Genomic DNA, 14,667 nt, shown 5'->3' on the forward strand with positions numbered 1-14,667 from the left:
CACACTACCTAACCGATGCGTCGAGCCCGGGCTGCCCTCCACAATGGTGGAATGACGCTCACGAGCCGTGATACGGGCAAGCACCACCTGCGGGCCTCCCTGCGCGCTGCACGCGCAGGCCTGGATCCCGCCGACCGCATGGACCAGTCCCGCGCCGTCGCCCGGGCCGTCGTCGCGCATCTGACCCGCCCTGCTGCAGTGTCCCCTCCCTCCGATCCCCCCTCGGACTGGGGCTCCCCGACCGCCCGCCCGACGATCGCCGCCTACCTCGGCCGCGACCCCGAGCCCGGAACCGCACCCCTGCTCGAGGACCTGCATCGCCTCGGCTTCGGCGTCGTCGTCCCCGTGTGCGAGCCGGGGTACCGGCTGTCCTGGGTGTCCTGGACACCGGGCGTTCCCCTGCAGCGCTCGGTCCGCGCACCCGTGGACGAACCGACGGGTCCACGGCGCTCCTTCGGGGAGATGACGGACGTCGCACTCATCCTCGTACCCGCGCTGGGTGTGGACCGCGCCGGGCACCGCCTCGGACAGGGCGGCGGCTACTACGACCGCTTCCTCGCGGCCCATCCCCTGGACCGGCCGGGAGCGGTGGACCGGCTCGGCGTCGTCTACCGCTCCGAGCTCCTGCCCATCGGCACCATCCCGGCCGAACCCTACGACCAGCCGCTGGCCGGCGTGTTCACTGCCGATGGGCTGGAGCGCTTCGGAGCGGTGGACGCGGGCGTGTAGACTGGCACTCGACCCCGGAGAGTGCCAAGAGCAGTGGCCGGATCGGCCACCCGGGGACCACGAAGCCCGTCCAGGAGGATTTCCATGCCCATGTACGCCTATGCCTGCAAGGACTGCGGCCACGCCTTCGACATCCAGCAGTCGTTCTCCGACGACTCCCTGACCGAATGCCCCGCCTGCGGCGGATCACTGCGCAAGAAGTTCAACAGCGTGGGCGTGGTGTTCAAGGGCTCGGGGTTCTACCGCAACGACTCGCGGTCCACGACGACGAGCACGGACGCGGGATCGCCGTCCACCTCCTCGACCACCGCTGCCGGCACCGGGTCCCCGGGCACCGTGGGTGCGGCCTCCGGCTCGTCCGCGGGCACGAGCGCACCCTCCCCGGCGAGCGGGACCGCCGCCGCGTCCTGACGCCGGCGCCCTGCACGGCGACGGGGGTCCGCCGTCCGTCGGCGGGTGGCAGTCGGGGGCACTCGGCTCCGAACGCGGGGATCCTGCAGGCCGGAGGGTCTGCAGGAGTCCGTCCGGCTCCGTCCACATAGCTCCTGCGGCAGGCCGGCAGGCGGCAAGGCCCGCCTAGGGTCGGTGCATGACCCCGACTCCGGTCCTCCGGGAAGCCCCACTGCGGTACCGCCTGCGCAGGTTCGTCCATCGCCGCAAGAGGCTCCTGGCCTGCCTGCTCTTCAGTATCGCCGCGGGCGTCGCCGTCGAGGCGGCCGTGAGTGAGGACTACCCGACGACGACGGTGGTCAGCGCGGCCCGGGACCTCGCGGTCGGGACGGTCCTCACGGACACGGACGTCACACTCGCCAGCATCCCGGCCCAGGCCGTGGCGGGTCCCGCGTTCGAGCAGCCCGGCCAGGTGGTTGGCCAGCAGCTCGCCGCTCCGCTGGCGCAGGGCTCCCCCATCCCACCGACGGCGCTGGTGGGCGACGGCCTGCTGACCGGCACCCGTCCCGGTACCGTCGCGGTCCCGCTCCGGCCGGCCGATCCTGCGGTCGTCCAGCTCCTGGCACCGGGCCAGCTCGTCGACGTGGTCCTCAGCACGGGCAACGGCTACGACGCCCCGGCCGAGTCGACGGTCCTCGCCCGGTCGGTGGCCGTCCTCTGGACGGCACCCGGCGGGACCGGCAGCGCGTGGCCCGGCGAGGCGGGCGACGACGGGCTCGTCGTCGTGGCGGCGGGCGCCGATGACGCCGCCGCCCTGGCCGGGTCCTCCAGCTCGGGGGACGTCCACCTCGTGCTGACGACGAAGCAGTGAACGGTCAGCGCATCGCGCCGCCCGGCACCGGGCCGCCATCACCCCCAGTGGGGGGGCCGCTGCTCCTGGAGCCACTCGTCGTGGTCGTCCTCGGCGTCGCCCCAGGAACGGGGGTCGTCCTCTCCCGCCGTCGTGGGGACGATCGGCGTGGAGTCCGCCGACTCCACCGACTCCACGGAATCCCGACCCGGACCGGTTCCGCTGCCGGGGTGCTGTTCGTCCTCGCGCATCCTCGGGGCGTCCTTCCGTGTGCGTTGCTGGTCGGCGGCATCCCGGGGCGGCAGGCCCAGGATGCCGGAGGCGCGCTCCGCGCACCCGTCGGGGTCCGTGAAGACCTCGATGGTCCAGAGCGGCATGTAGCGCCAGCCCATGCGCTCGAGGACCTGAGGTCGGAGCCTGCTGCGCTCCCGCACCGACATGCCCCCGTAGCGGCCGGTCCCGTCGGACTCGATCGCCAGTGGAGCGGGACGCTCGTCGTGCGCTGCCGCGGCGCTGCCGTCGGCGCGCAGGTCCGCCGGCCGTACCGCGACGATGTCGAGGACCCCTGCGTAGTGGTCCCAGACCTCGGCGCCGCGGAAGCGCAGGCGGTCCACGAGGTCGGCGACGAGGGGATCCTCGTTTCCGCCGGCCGCGGCGGGCGTGTGTCCGGGGGTTCCGCCCAGTTCGCGCTGCAGCAGCTCGAAGAAGTCCAGCGCCCCCGTGGTCAGGCGGTCGGGATCGAGGTCCGACGGCTGGAAGCACGTGAGCACGTGCTGGAAGCGCCGTGCGCGCGTCATCGCCATGACGAAGTTGCGGCGGCCGTCGGGACCCGAGAGCGGACCGAAGGAGTGGAGCGTCCGCCCGTGGGGCGTGCGGCCGTAGCCGAGCGAGAAGATGATGTCGTCGCGGACCAGTCCTCCTGCCCGTTCGACGGGGACCACGCGGAACGCCTCCCTGCCCGGGGTGAAGAAGTCTGCTGCCCAGGGGAACTCCGCCATCTGCAGGCGGATCGCCTCCCCTACCCGCGCCGCGTGTCGGGCACTGGCGGTGACGACCGCGAGCGAGAAGCTCGGACGGCGTCGGATGTGGTCGAAGACCAGCTCGACGACGCGGCTCACCTCGACCGCGACACTCTCGACGCCGTCGTGCTCCGAGCTCGGCATGCCGGTGCCATTGGGCAGGTACTCGACCACGAGGCCGCGCCCGGCGCCCGTGACCTCGGAGGCCTGCGGCAGGCGGGAGAGCTTGCCGTCGTAGAAGGACTCGCTCAGGTAGGTGTCGAGGCTCCGGTCCACGCCGCGGTAGATCTCCGTGAGTCCGCGTACGGGCAGCACACTGCGCAGCGCGTCGAAGGCGCTGGGCAGGGGCTCCAGGGTGGATGCGCGGTCCGCGGACTGCACCTCGATGCTGAAGCGGGTCGGCCCGGCGAGGCGGTCGTCACCGAAGACCGCCACCTGCGAGGACCGGGCGATGCACGGGACGGCGCTCTGCAGCGACATGGACTCGCCGTCCAGGATCACCGCGGTGTCGAAGGTGTGGCCCTCGGGTACGGCGCCGCGGATGGTCAGCGGGCTCACGGCCCAGATCGGCAGGAGCGCAGCCACGAGCTCATGGTCGAGTCCCGCGAACACCTCGAGGGTCAGAGTTCCGTCCTTGAGCTCCTGACGCAGGCGGGCGGCGTCCCCGGGGTGGTTCTCCACGGCGGCGCGCCAGCGCTCCCCCAGCGTCCACCGGATCCTGGCGGGCCCGGAGGCGATGTGCGCGTTGTCGGCCAGGCGGTACTCCGCCTCGAGCGTGCGCAGACTGTCGCCGTCGGACATGGCGAGGTAGTCGTCGCCGCTGATCATGGCCTCGAGCGCGGACTGCCACCATGCGAGCTCGAGCTCCGAACCCACGCGTTCGGCGGGGACCTCGCGCTCAGCGAGGTCCGCGAGCAGTTCACCCAGGCCCTGCTCGCGCATCTCGTCGAGCAGCAGGGTGCGCTCGGGCAGTGTCGCGAGGGTCTCCTTGTCCACGGCGAGGTCGCGGAGCAGGGTCTCGAGAGCGTCGAGTTCCAGCGCCGCGAGGTCCGGGTGGTCGGAGGTGGGGCGGAGGATCGCCGTCAGGTCCGTGAGCCGCGCGTCCACGTCGCGGTAGGACGCGTGGATCTCCGCCAGACCCGTCGGGACGGAGGGGTGGCGCTCGGTCAGGGCATAACGAGTCCACAGGGTGCGCTGCTGCTGGACCTCGCGGAGGGAGGTGTGCAGGTCGGAGATGTGCACACCCGGCCGGATGTACTCCTTGGCCACACGCCGCAGGCGGGACCGCGTCATCGAGCTCATCTCGATGTCCCGCTCCTTCCGCCACGAGGACGGCGCTGTGGCGGAGATGAGGTCGGTGACGGGCCGGTCGAAGATGTCCGGCGTGAACTTGTCCAGGCTCTCGCGCACCGCGACGAGGAGTTCGAGCTGCTCGCCCCACTCACCGAACGTCCCGCCGAGCGTGATGTGCGAGTGCTCGGCGACGCGCTGCACCTTGCCCCGCAGCTCGGGGATCTCGGTTGCGAGCTGCTCGGCGAGACCGTGCGCGCGCTCCGTCTCCTTGCGGTTCAGCAGCTGCGCACCGTACCACGGGCTCTCGGTCGAGGCCTTGCTGAAGCTCCCCAGGTCGGCGGCTCGCTGGAGCCGCTCCGTCAGTTCCCTGCGGTCGGTGATGGAGTCCAGGACGCTGCGCTTCAGGCGCACCGTGGTGGACGGCGCCGGGTCCAGGGCCGTGAGGCCGGCAAGGGACTGCATGGCCTGGTAGGGCGAGCAGTCCCACCGGCTGCGGACGTTGTGGAGGCTGCGCACGTGCTCCACGAGCTGGTGCCGGTGTCCGGCCAGTGTGGAATGGAGCGTCTCGAGCGAGGGCTCGACCGCCTTCTCGTTGCGGACGAGGGCCCGGATGACCGCTTCGCGCAGCTGCGCGGGCCCGGTCTGGCTGCCCAGCTGGAGGACGAGCGAGCCCAGATTGAGCCCGTCGAGGTCCTGTACGAACTCGTTGAGCGTGCCACGGCGCTCCGCCGCGACCACCACGCGCCTGCCCTCGGCGGCGGCCCGCGCCGCGAGGTTCAGGGCGGTCTGGGTCTGTCCGGTCCCCGGCGGCGTGGCGACCACGACGCTGACGCCCGCGGACGCGAGGTCGAGGACGTCCTGCTGGGCCCTGTCGGCGTCGAGGATGAGGAGTTCCTCGGCCGGGTCCCGCTCGTCGGCCGCCGGGAACAGCAGACCGTCCGCAGCACCCTTGAGTCCCGACGCGGCTTCGGCGTCCCCCCTGGCCGACCCGAGAAGGGCGGCCAGGACGGGGTGGTCGGGGCGCAGGGCGGGATCGCCCTTGACCCCGGCGAGGTCGGCGAAGGTGGACACCAGGATGCGGTGCTCGACGGACATGCCCCGGACACCCTCGCTCAGCACCCGCATGCGCTCGAGGACGGGGTGCGGATCGAAGCGGGCGGTGCCGTAGGCCAGCCGTGCGATACGGACGGGATCCACCTCCAGGCCCTGCTGCTGCCTCAGGTGGCGGACCAGCGCGGGGTTCATGCGCGCCTGCTCGGTGATCTGCAGCTCGTAGTCGTCCTGCGAGGCGTGCACCGTCAGGGAGATGGCGGTGAGCAGCACCGGGGCGTTCAGCGTCTCGGAGCGTCCGGAGTCGTCCACCGACCGCCAGGACGCCGTCCCGGCGGTGAGGTAGCCGACGTCGATCCCGCGTTCGGTGCCGAGTTCGAAGATCTTCGCACGCAGTGCCCGCGCCGCGGCCTTGGCGGCGCTGTACTGGACGGGGTCGCGCAGGAGCGTCGACAAGCGCGTGCGCCGTCCAGCCAGGAGCTGCGCGAGCCCGGAGGGGTGGGCGTGGGTCAGGTCGATGCTCGTGCCGGCCGAGGGCCGGAAGTGCAGGAGCGTGTCGCCGCTGGCCTGGGGGCCGAGCCCTTCGAGCCACGGCACGAGGAAGTCCTGGGCCGAGGCTTCGTCGGGAGCATCGGCGGGCGGAGCCGGACGCTGACGGCCCGGTCCGACGCCCTGCCGGCCCTGCGGCCGATCCGCCGGCGACCCCGCCGTGTCCCGCTGGTCCTGCTCCGGCACAGCCGCCTTCTTCCCTGCTTCGTCACGAGCTGATCTCGACCAGATTGGCATGTCTTCCAAGCTATCCGATAAGCGTTCGGACCCCGCGGATAGCAACGCGGCCCGGGCGGGGGGAAGTGGTTCTGACGCCACCGCCCACTCCGCCTACTCCCATTCGATGGTTCCCGGCGGCTTGCTCGTCACGTCCAGCACCACGCGGTTGACGCCGTCCACCTCGTTGGTGATGCGGTTGGAGATGCGTGCCAGGAGGTCGTAGGGCAGGCGCGACCAGTCGGCGGTCATGGCGTCCTCGCTGGACACCGGCCGCAGGACGATCGGGTGCCCGTAGGTCCGTCCGTCCCCCTGGACGCCCACGCTGCGGACGTCGGCGAGGAGGACCACGGGCATCTGCCAGACCTCGTTGTCGAGCCCGGCCGCGGTGAGTTCGGCGCGCGCGATGGCGTCGGCCCGGCGCAGCAGCGCCAGGCGCTCCTCCGTGACCTCGCCGACAATGCGGATGCCCAGTCCCGGACCGGGGAACGGCTGGCGTCCCACGATCTCCGCGGGCAGGCCGAGCTGGGCGCCGACGGCACGCACCTCGTCCTTGAAGAGGGTGCGGAGCGGCTCCACGAGCTCGAACTGCAGGTCCTCCGGCAGGCCGCCCACGTTGTGGTGGCTCTTGATGTTCGCGGCGCCCTCTCCGCCGCCGGATTCGACGACGTCGGGGTAGAGGGTGCCCTGGACGAGGAACCGGATGGGCTCACCCTCGGCCTCCGCCTCGCGCATGATGGCGCGTTCGGCCTCCTCGAAGGCCCGGATGAACTCGCGCCCGATGATCTTGCGTTTGGTCTCGGGGTCGGAGACGCCGGCGAGCGCGGCGAGGAAGCGTTCCTGCTCGTTCGCGACATGGAGCTTCACACCCGTGGCGGCGACGAAGTCGCGCTCCACCTGCTCGGCCTCGCCCTCGCGCAGCAGACCGTGGTCCACGAAGACACACGTGAGCTGGTCGCCGACGGCACGCTGCACGAGCGCGGCGGCGACGGCGGAGTCAACACCGCCGGAGAGGCCGCAGATCACGCGCGCGTCGCCGATCTGCTCGCGGATGCGCTCCACCTGCTCCTCGAGGATGTTGCGCGTGGTCCAGTTCGGGTCGAGCCGAGCGCCCCGGAAGAGGAAGTTCTCGATCACGGCCTGCCCGTGCCGGGAGTGCTTGACCTCCGGGTGCCACTGCACGCCGTAGAGGCCCTTCTCCTCGTGCGCGAAAGCCGCGACGGGTGCGCCTGCCGTGCTGGCCAGGACGTCGAAGCCCTCGGGGGCGGCCTGCACGCTGTCGCCGTGGCTCATCCAGGCGTTCTGCTGCTCGGGGGTCCCGGCGAGGATGGAACGCGATGCGCCGTCGGACTGCACGTCCGTGGAGCCGTACTCACGCAGCCCGGTCTTCGCGACCGTCCCGCCGAGCGCGTTCGCCATCGCCTGGAAGCCGTAGCAGATGCCGAGCACCGGCACCCCGGCGTCGAACAGGTCCGCGTCGACCCGGGGGGCGCCTTCGGCGTAGACGCTGGACGGGCCTCCCGAGAGGATGATCGCCGCGGGGTTCTTCGCGAGGATCTCCTGCGTGCTGAGGGTGTGAGGGACGATCTCGGAGTAGACGTCGGCCTCGCGGACGCGGCGTGCGATCAGCTGTGCGTACTGCGCGCCGTAGTCCACGACGAGGACAGGACGGTGTTCGGAGCCGTTCTCGGGGGTAGTCACCCATCAACAATAGTCCGCGCGTCCCGGCCACCGCACATCAGGGGACGGGCAGGAACGCCCGTACCCGCGGCGGGGCGCTGTTCTGCGCGGGGTCCGGCTCAGTACCGCGGTGCGGCCTCGGGATGCGCCGCGAGGTCCTCCTCGGCCTGGCGGTGGACCCGCTTCTCCACGAAGAACGACAGCAGCGGCACCACGCCGCCGAGCGCGATCAGGACGAAGCGGCCGAAGGGCCAGCGCATGAGCTGCCACAGTCGGAAGTCGGCGATGAGGTAGACCACGTAGAGCCAGCCGTGCACGATCAGCACGGCCGTGGAGAGGTTGACGCCGCCGGCCGTCTCGGCGACGACCTCGGGCAGGAACTGGAGGACCGCTCCCCCGCCCGCGACGATCTCGGAGCCGAAGCCGTACTTCGCCACCATCTCGACGACGACGAGCAGGAGCATGATTCCTGTCGCGTAGGCGAGGACCTTGTAGAACCTCAGCGACGAACGGATCTGCGCGTGCGTCCCGCCGAACCGCCGCTTCGGCTTCCCGGCCGGCGCGCGTCCGTCGCCGGCTCGTCCGGCAGTTCCGGCGGTGGGGTCGAGTACTGGCTCAGTCACGGTGGGCACCGCTTTCGTTGGAGGACGTGCCGGGGGTCGACCCGGGCGCAGGATGGGGAGTGGGTTCGGCGCCGGGCGCGACGGGGGACGGGTGGGCGCGGGCCTCCTCCGCGGCGTCCTCGGCGTCCTCGGCGTCCTCGAGGATGCGGCGGTGGTCGTCGGCGACCAGGCGCCACCACAGGAAGAACGCGAACCCGGCGAACACCACCCATTCGATGGCGTAGAAGATGTTGAGCCAGTTGATCGGTGTGTCCTGCGGCTGCGGGCCCACGACCACCGGCTCCATGCCCGCCGCGAACGGCACGGCTGCGCCGTCGGCCGTCACCTCGGTGGCGACGACGAATGCCGCGTAGATGCTCGCGTCCCACAGGTTGGAGAGCTCGGCGGTGGAGAGTGTGGGGACCTCGCCCTCCACGGGCTGCTGCACCTCGGGGGCCTCGGGCGGCAGGAGGCGCCCGACGACGCCGGCGGCCCCCTGCTGCACGGCGACGGACGCGGCGTCCTCCGCCTCGGGCACCCAGCCGAGCACGACCGGGATGACGGCGTCCCCGCCGGGAGCGGCCTCGGGGCCGTCACCGCCCGAACCGTCGACCGCGAATCCCTGGACCACCCAGAAGCCCTCCACGTCGTCGCGCAGGCGGTTCTGCACCAGCATCCGCGTGTCCGGCAGGAAGGCACCGTCGAGCGAGACCATCTGGTCGGCGCCCGAGGCGTAGAGCGGCGTGAGGGGGGCGAGCACCCCGGTCAGCGGACGGACGGTCTCGGTGGTGCTCGGTGCGGGCGGCGGAGTCTCCCTGGAGGAGTTCAGCTGCCACTGGCTCAGGAGGACGAAGACCGCGGCGAGCGCCATCGCGAGGATCAGCAGGAGGATCCATCGAGGCTTGAGCGCGGTCTTCAACACCCCTCAACGGTACTTCGTACGCGTGTAGAACAACGAATGGCTCCCGGACTGGACGGGGGCGCTGTAGCGACCCGAAGAGTGATTGGTGAATCCCTATCACTTCGTCGGGATGCGGTCTAGGATGAATCCTCGTGCGTTCCTTTCCCTACTCCCTGACCGGCCCGCCGGACCTGCGCTCCCCCGCGCGGTACCTGCTGTGGCTCGGCGGCCACCAGAAGGCCACCCTGACCGCCGGGATCCTTCTCGGCACCGTCTGGATGGCCTCGCAGGCCGTGATGCCCTTCGTGCTCGGCAGGGCGATCGACGACGGCGTCATCGGGGGCGATGCGCGGGCGCTGCTCGGCTGGGCGGGTGCGCTGCTGGGACTCATGGTGGTCCAGGCCGTCTCGGACACCGCGACGCACCGCGCGGGCGTCAGCAACTGGATGCAGGCGGCGTTCCGGTCCGTTCGCCTCGTGGGGCACAAGATCAGCAGGACCGGCGACGCCCTGCCCACCGCGCTCTCGACCGGCGAGGTGGTGTCCACCGCGGCGTCCGACGCCTTCCGCCTCGGTGAGGTGTACGAGGTCCTCACGCGGCTCGCCGGCGCGGCCGCGGCCTGGCTCGTGGTCACCGTCTTCATCTGGCAGACCTCCCCCGTGCTCGGGGTCGTCGTGCTCGTCGGGGTCCCCGTGTGCTGCGGGCTCCTGCTGTTCGTCGTGCGGCCCATGCAGGCGCGGCAGCGCGAGCAGCGCGAGGCGTCCGGCAGGATGACGGCCGTCGGGGCGGACACCGTGGCCGGCCTGCGCGTGCTGCGCGGCATCGGCGGCGAGCACATCTTCGTGGACCGCTACCGCGACAAGTCGACGGTCACGCGCGACTCCGGCATCCGCGTGGCCCGTTCCCTCGCGGACCTCGAGGCGTCGCAGGTGTTCATCGCCGGGTCGTTCAGCGTGGTCTTCACCTGGGTGGGCGCCTCGCTGGTCCTCTCGGGCGACATCACGCCGGGCGAGCTCGTGGCCCTGTACGGCTTCTCGATCTTCCTCATGACCCCCATCCGGGCGGCAGCCGATTCGGTGGCCCGCTTCATCCGTGCCCATGTAGGCGCCCGGAAAATCATCGCGGTGCTCTCGGTCGATGCGAACGTCACGGAGAGCGCTTCGCCGGTGCCCGCACCGCCGCCGGGTGCTGTCCTCGTCGACGAGCGCTCCGGTGTCGTCATCGAGCCCGGGCTCCTCACCGCCGTGGTCTCGCGGGAGCCCGCGGAGTCCACGGACGCCGTCACGCGCCTCGGCCGGTTCGAGGACGCCGTCCTCGAGGAGGCGACGGTCCGGTGGGGCGCCGCGGACCTGCGGCACGTGCCGCTGGCGGACATCCGCGCGCGCATCGTGGTCAGCGAGGCCGGCCCACAGCTGTTCAGCGGCTCCCTCCGCGGGCAGCTCGACCCGCACGGCCGGCACGACGACGACGCCGTGCTCGCGGCGCTCGAGGCCGCGAGCGCCCTGGACATCCTCGCCGGGCTCGACGGCGGGCTGGATCACGAGGTCACCGAGCGCGGGAGGGGCTTCTCGGGCGGGCAGCGCCAGCGCCTCGTCCTGGCCCGGGCCCTCCTCACCGACGCCGAGAACCTCGTCCTCGTGGAGCCGACCAGTGCCGTGGACGCCCACACCGAGCAACGCATCGCCGCCCGGCTCGGCGATGCACGGCGCCAGGACGGCAGGACGACCGTCGTCGTCACCGCGAGCCCGCTCCTGCTGCGCATCATGGACCGCGTGATCTTCCTCGAGGAGGGCCGTGTGGCCGCCCAGGGCAGCCACACAGACCTCATGACCAGCAATCCCGCCTACCGGAACGTGGTGATCCGCAGTGAGTAGCACGGCAAAGCTCCCCGTCGCCGGGCCCGGGATGGTCCGCGACGAAGCCACGCGCCTGATCCGCCGCCACCGGCGGGGCCTCGGCGCGGTGATCGCGCTGTACGTCGGCTCGGCCGTCGCGGGCCTCGCCGGGCCGCTGCTGCTCGGCATCCTCATCGACGCCGTGTCCGCGGGGACCACGCCGTCCTTCGTGGCCGCCGTGTCCCTCGGGATGCTCGGTTTCCTCGCCGTGCAGTCCGTGCTGCGCCGCTACGCGGTGCGGTCGGGGATGGTGTTCGGCGAGCGCGTGTTCGCCGAGCTGCGCGAGGACTTCATGAAGGACGTGACGGCGCTCCCGCTGTCCACGGTGGAGAAGGCGGGCACGGGCGACCTCGTGGCCAGGACCACGAACGACATCGACGCGGTGTCCCACACCGTCCGCTTCGGCGTGCCGCAGGTCGTCGTGTCGGTGGTGACCATCGTCCTGACCCTCGGCGCCGCCGTCGTCACCTCCCCGGTCCTGTCCCTCGCACTCCTCGTGGGCCTGCCGCTGCTGTGGCCCGTGACGCGCTGGTACCTGCGGCGCAGCGCGGCCGGCTACATGCGCGAGCGGGAGACCTACGCCGTCGTGAACGGGACGATCACCGAGACGATCGAGGGCGCACGCACCGTGGACGCCCTGGACCTCGGCTCCCTGCGTCGCGCCGACCTCGACGCCGCCCTCGGCAGGAGCTTCTCCGCCGAGCGGTACACGCTGTGGCTGCGCTCGGTCCTGTTCCCGGCGGCGGACGTCGCGTTCTGGCTGCCGGCCGCCGCCGTGCTGCTGTGGGGCGGCTGGCTCGCGGGACAGGGCGTGGTCACGGCCGGAGCCGTGGCCGCCGTCGCCCTGTTCGCCGTGCGCCTGATCGACCCCGTGGACCTGCTCATCATGTGGACCGACGAGATCCAGGTGGGGGCCGCGTCGCTCGCCCGCATCGTGGGTATCAAGGACGTCGAGCCCGACCGCGAGGCGACCACGGCGGAACCGGCCAACGAGGACATCGTGGTGTCCGCGGCGACCTATGCGTACCGCCCCGGGCACAATGTTCTGCACGGCGTCGACCTCACCCTGGTGCGTGGCGAGCGCCTCGCCGTCGTCGGTCCCTCCGGTGCCGGCAAATCCACCCTCGGGCGGCTGATCGCGGGCATCCACCCGCCGACGTCGGGCTCCGTCACCGTTGGCGGCGTGCCCCTGGTGGACCGGCCGCTGGACGACCTGCGCCGCGAGGTGGCCCTCGTGACGCAGGAGCACCACGTCTTCGTGGGATCCGTGTCGGACAACGTGCGGCTCGGACGCGCGGACGCCGGTGACGGCGAGCTCGAGGACGCCCTGCGCAGCGTCGGTGCCCTGGACTGGGTGAAGCAGCTCCCGGAGGGCATGGACACGGAGGTGGGATCGGGCGCACACGAGCTCACGCCCGCGCAGGCGCAGGAGCTGGCCCTGGCGCGCCTGATCCTCGCCGATCCGCACACCCTGGTACTGGACGAGGCCACGTCCCTGATCGACCCGCAAGCGGCGCGCGACCTCGAGCGGTCGCTCAATGCCGTCCTCGAGGGGCGCACCGTCATCGCGATCGCACACCGGCTGCACACGGCGCACGACGCCGACCGCGTGGCCGTGGTGGAGGAGGGGCGGATCGCGGAGCTCGGCTCGCACGACGAGCTGCTCGCCCTGGACGGCGCCTACGCGTCGCTCTGGCACTCCTGGCGGAGCGAGTAGCCGCGCACGGCACGCCGCGTCAGTGGTCGAAGAACACCAGCGAGGAGTTGATCAGCTCGGCGATCACCTCGGCGTCGTGCGCGCGGCGCAGCGATTCACGGAAGTTCTCCTTGAAGAGACTGCGGGCGATCGTGGCGAGCACCTCGAGGTGCTCGGAGAAGGACTGCGCCGGGGTGGCCATGAGCAGCACGAGCGTGGCGGGGCCGTCGACGGCGCCGAAGTCCAGGCTGTGGCCGAAACGCGTGACCCCGACGGCGATCGAGGTCTGGTTCACGTACTCGCTGCGCGCGTGCGGCAGCCCCACCCCGCCGGGCAGCCCCGTGGCCATCTGGTGCTCGCGGGAGTTCACCTGGTCGAGGAACGCCTGGAGGTCGGAGATGCGCCCGGCTGCGTGCAGGCGCCCTGCCAGCTGCGCCGCCGCGTCCTCCTTCGACGCCGCTTCCATCTCGAGGATCACGAGGTCGGGCGTGGTCAGTTCGGCGTCGTGCAGCTCGCGGGACAGGTCGCTCACGGTATGCCTTTCGGATCAGTCGGTGGAGGCGTAGGGCGAGAGGACCACTTCCACGCGCTGGAACTCCTTGAGATCCGAGTAGCCGGTGGTCGCCATGGCCCGGCGCAGGGCGCCGATCAGGTTGGATGTGCCGTCGGTGTGGTGCGAGGGCCCCCAGAGTACTTCCTGGAGGGGACCCACGGTGCCGATATCGACCCTGTCGCCGCGCGGCAGTTCGTGGTGGTGCGCCTCCTGGCCCCAGTGCCAGCCCTTGCCGGGCGCCTCCTCGGCCCGGGCGAGCGCGGAGCCGAGCATGACGGCGTCGGCCCCCATCGCGATGGCCTTGACGATGTCGCCGCTGGCACCCATGCCGCCGTCGGCGATGACATGCACGTAGCGTCCGCCGGACTCGTCCATGTAGTCGCGGCGGGCGCCGGCCACGTCGGCGATGGCGGAGGCGAGCGGGGAGTGGATGCCGAGCGCGCGGCGCGTGGTCGTCGTGGCGCCGCCGCCGAAGCCGACGAGCACACCGGCCGCGCCGGTGCGCATGAGGTGGAGGGCGGGCGTGTACCCGGCCGCGCCGCCGACGATCACGGGGACGTCGAGCTCGTAGATGAACGTCTTCAGGTCCAGGGGCTGCTCGTTCTTGGACACGTGCTCGGCGGAGACCGTGGTGCCACGGATGACGAAGATGTCGACGCCGGCCGCGAGCACGGTCTTGTAGAACTGCTGGGTGCGCTGCGGGGTGAGGGACCCTGCCACCGTCACGCCGGCCTCGCGGATCTCGGCCAGGCGGCTCGTGATGAGTTCGGCCCGGATGGGCGCACTGTAGAGCTCCTGCATGCGGCGGGTGGCTGCCGGGCTGAAACTCTCGGTGCTGAGGCCTGCGATCTCGTCGAGGACCGGCTGCGGGTCCTCATAGCGGGTCCACAGTCCCTCGAGGTTGAGGACGCCGAGGCCCCCGAGGCGGCCCATGGCGATGACGGTGGCGGGCGACATGGCCGAATCCATGGGGGCTGCGACGACGGGCATCTCGAACTGGTAGGCGTCGATCTGCCAGGTGACGGAGACGTCCAGCGGATCACGGGTCCGCCGGGACGGCACCACCGCCACGTCGTCCAGCGAATATGCCCTGCGTCCGCGCTTGCCTCGGCCGATCTCGATCTCGTAAGTCACTGCTCTAGGTTAGCCCAGCGCCGTCGCGCGGCCTCTCATCGGGGCGCCCCCGCGTGCAGGTGTGTGGCCCCGGGCACCCGGGGCGGCAGCGCCCCTGGTACCCGGGCCGT

The 14,667-nt window shown here is 71.9% G+C and carries 11 protein-coding genes; 5 read left to right on the forward strand and 6 right to left on the reverse strand.

Translation table 11 applies throughout. From position 1 onward, the window contains the following. Nucleotides 1-51: 51 nt before the first annotated feature. The 3 genes from CI785_RS14505 to CI785_RS14515 all read left to right on the forward strand — a co-directional run bounded on the left by CI785_RS14505 (nt 52) and on the right by CI785_RS14515 (nt 1,990). Nucleotides 52-729: a 5-formyltetrahydrofolate cyclo-ligase gene (locus CI785_RS14505; RefSeq protein WP_157940283.1), complete on the forward strand. Its 678-nt coding sequence runs from the start codon at nt 52-54 to the stop codon at nt 727-729. Between the two features lie 84 nt (nt 730-813). Further along, nucleotides 814-1,140 carry an FmdB family zinc ribbon protein gene (locus tag CI785_RS14510; RefSeq protein ID WP_105032811.1) on the forward strand — a complete coding sequence of 109 codons (327 nt, stop codon included), beginning with the start codon at nt 814-816 and terminating at the stop codon, nt 1,138-1,140. A 178-nt stretch (nt 1,141-1,318) separates the two neighbouring features. Further along, complete coding sequence (locus CI785_RS14515) at nt 1,319-1,990, forward strand: RcpC/CpaB family pilus assembly protein (protein ID WP_105032812.1); 672 nt, start codon at nt 1,319-1,321, stop codon at nt 1,988-1,990. A gap of 38 nt (nt 1,991-2,028) precedes the next feature. Here CI785_RS14515 and CI785_RS14520 read toward each other — a convergent pair whose 3' ends face one another. From CI785_RS14520 to CI785_RS14535, 4 genes are all read right to left on the reverse strand, one after another. Continuing rightward, on the reverse strand, nt 2,029-6,117 hold the full coding sequence (locus CI785_RS14520; protein ID WP_108724254.1) for a DUF4011 domain-containing protein: 4,089 nt from the start codon (nt 6,115-6,117) through the stop codon (nt 2,029-2,031). Between the two features lie 93 nt (nt 6,118-6,210). After that, nucleotides 6,211-7,797: a glutamine-hydrolyzing GMP synthase gene (gene guaA, locus CI785_RS14525; RefSeq protein WP_105032813.1), complete on the reverse strand. Its 1,587-nt coding sequence runs from the start codon at nt 7,795-7,797 to the stop codon at nt 6,211-6,213. Between the two features lie 98 nt (nt 7,798-7,895). Beyond that, nucleotides 7,896-8,399 carry a DUF3817 domain-containing protein gene (locus CI785_RS14530; protein WP_105033217.1) on the reverse strand — a complete coding sequence of 168 codons (504 nt, stop codon included), beginning with the start codon at nt 8,397-8,399 and terminating at the stop codon, nt 7,896-7,898. Beyond that, entirely contained in the window at nt 8,392-9,300 is a 909-nt protein-coding gene (locus CI785_RS14535) for an SURF1 family protein (protein WP_240615219.1), read from the reverse strand. Before CI785_RS14535 ends, CI785_RS14530 begins: the two co-directional genes overlap by 8 nt. 131 nt (nt 9,301-9,431) lie before the next feature. Between CI785_RS14535 and CI785_RS14540 the strand changes: the two genes are divergently transcribed. Next, nucleotides 9,432-11,153 carry an ABC transporter transmembrane domain-containing protein gene (locus CI785_RS14540; protein WP_105032815.1) on the forward strand — a complete coding sequence of 574 codons (1,722 nt, stop codon included), beginning with the start codon at nt 9,432-9,434 and terminating at the stop codon, nt 11,151-11,153. A 31-nt stretch (nt 11,154-11,184) separates the two neighbouring features. Then, a complete protein-coding gene (locus CI785_RS14545; protein WP_105032816.1) occupies nt 11,185-12,891 on the forward strand; it encodes an ABC transporter ATP-binding protein in 1,707 nt (568 codons plus the stop codon). A 19-nt stretch (nt 12,892-12,910) separates the two neighbouring features. Here CI785_RS14545 and CI785_RS14550 read toward each other — a convergent pair whose 3' ends face one another. Together CI785_RS14550 and CI785_RS14555 are read right to left on the reverse strand one after the other, a co-directional pair. After that, on the reverse strand, nt 12,911-13,393 hold the full coding sequence (locus CI785_RS14550) for a PTS sugar transporter subunit IIA (protein ID WP_420808262.1): 483 nt from the start codon (nt 13,391-13,393) through the stop codon (nt 12,911-12,913). 24 nt (nt 13,394-13,417) lie between these two features. Then, complete coding sequence (locus CI785_RS14555) at nt 13,418-14,557, reverse strand: GuaB3 family IMP dehydrogenase-related protein (protein WP_105032818.1); 1,140 nt, start codon at nt 14,555-14,557, stop codon at nt 13,418-13,420. Nucleotides 14,558-14,667 lie beyond the last annotated feature (110 nt).

This window comes from Arthrobacter ruber, assembly GCF_002954225.1.
In the GTDB taxonomy this organism is placed as follows: Bacteria; Actinomycetota; Actinomycetes; order Actinomycetales; family Micrococcaceae; genus Arthrobacter_D; species Arthrobacter_D ruber.

Bases quoted from the DNA above. Each gene is read 5' to 3' on its own strand.
- CI785_RS14505 (WP_157940283.1), top strand. From the start codon at position 52: ATGACGCTCACGAGCCGTGATACGGGCAAGCACCACCTGCGGGCCTCC.
- CI785_RS14510 (WP_105032811.1), top strand. From the start codon at position 814: ATGCCCATGTACGCCTATGCCTGCAAGGACTGCGGCCACGCCTTCGAC.
- CI785_RS14515 (WP_105032812.1), top strand. From the start codon at position 1,319: ATGACCCCGACTCCGGTCCTCCGGGAAGCCCCACTGCGGTACCGCCTG.
- CI785_RS14520 (WP_108724254.1), bottom strand. From the start codon at position 6,117: ATGCCAATCTGGTCGAGATCAGCTCGTGACGAAGCAGGGAAGAAGGCG.
- CI785_RS14545 (WP_105032816.1), top strand. From the start codon at position 11,185: ATGGTCCGCGACGAAGCCACGCGCCTGATCCGCCGCCACCGGCGGGGC.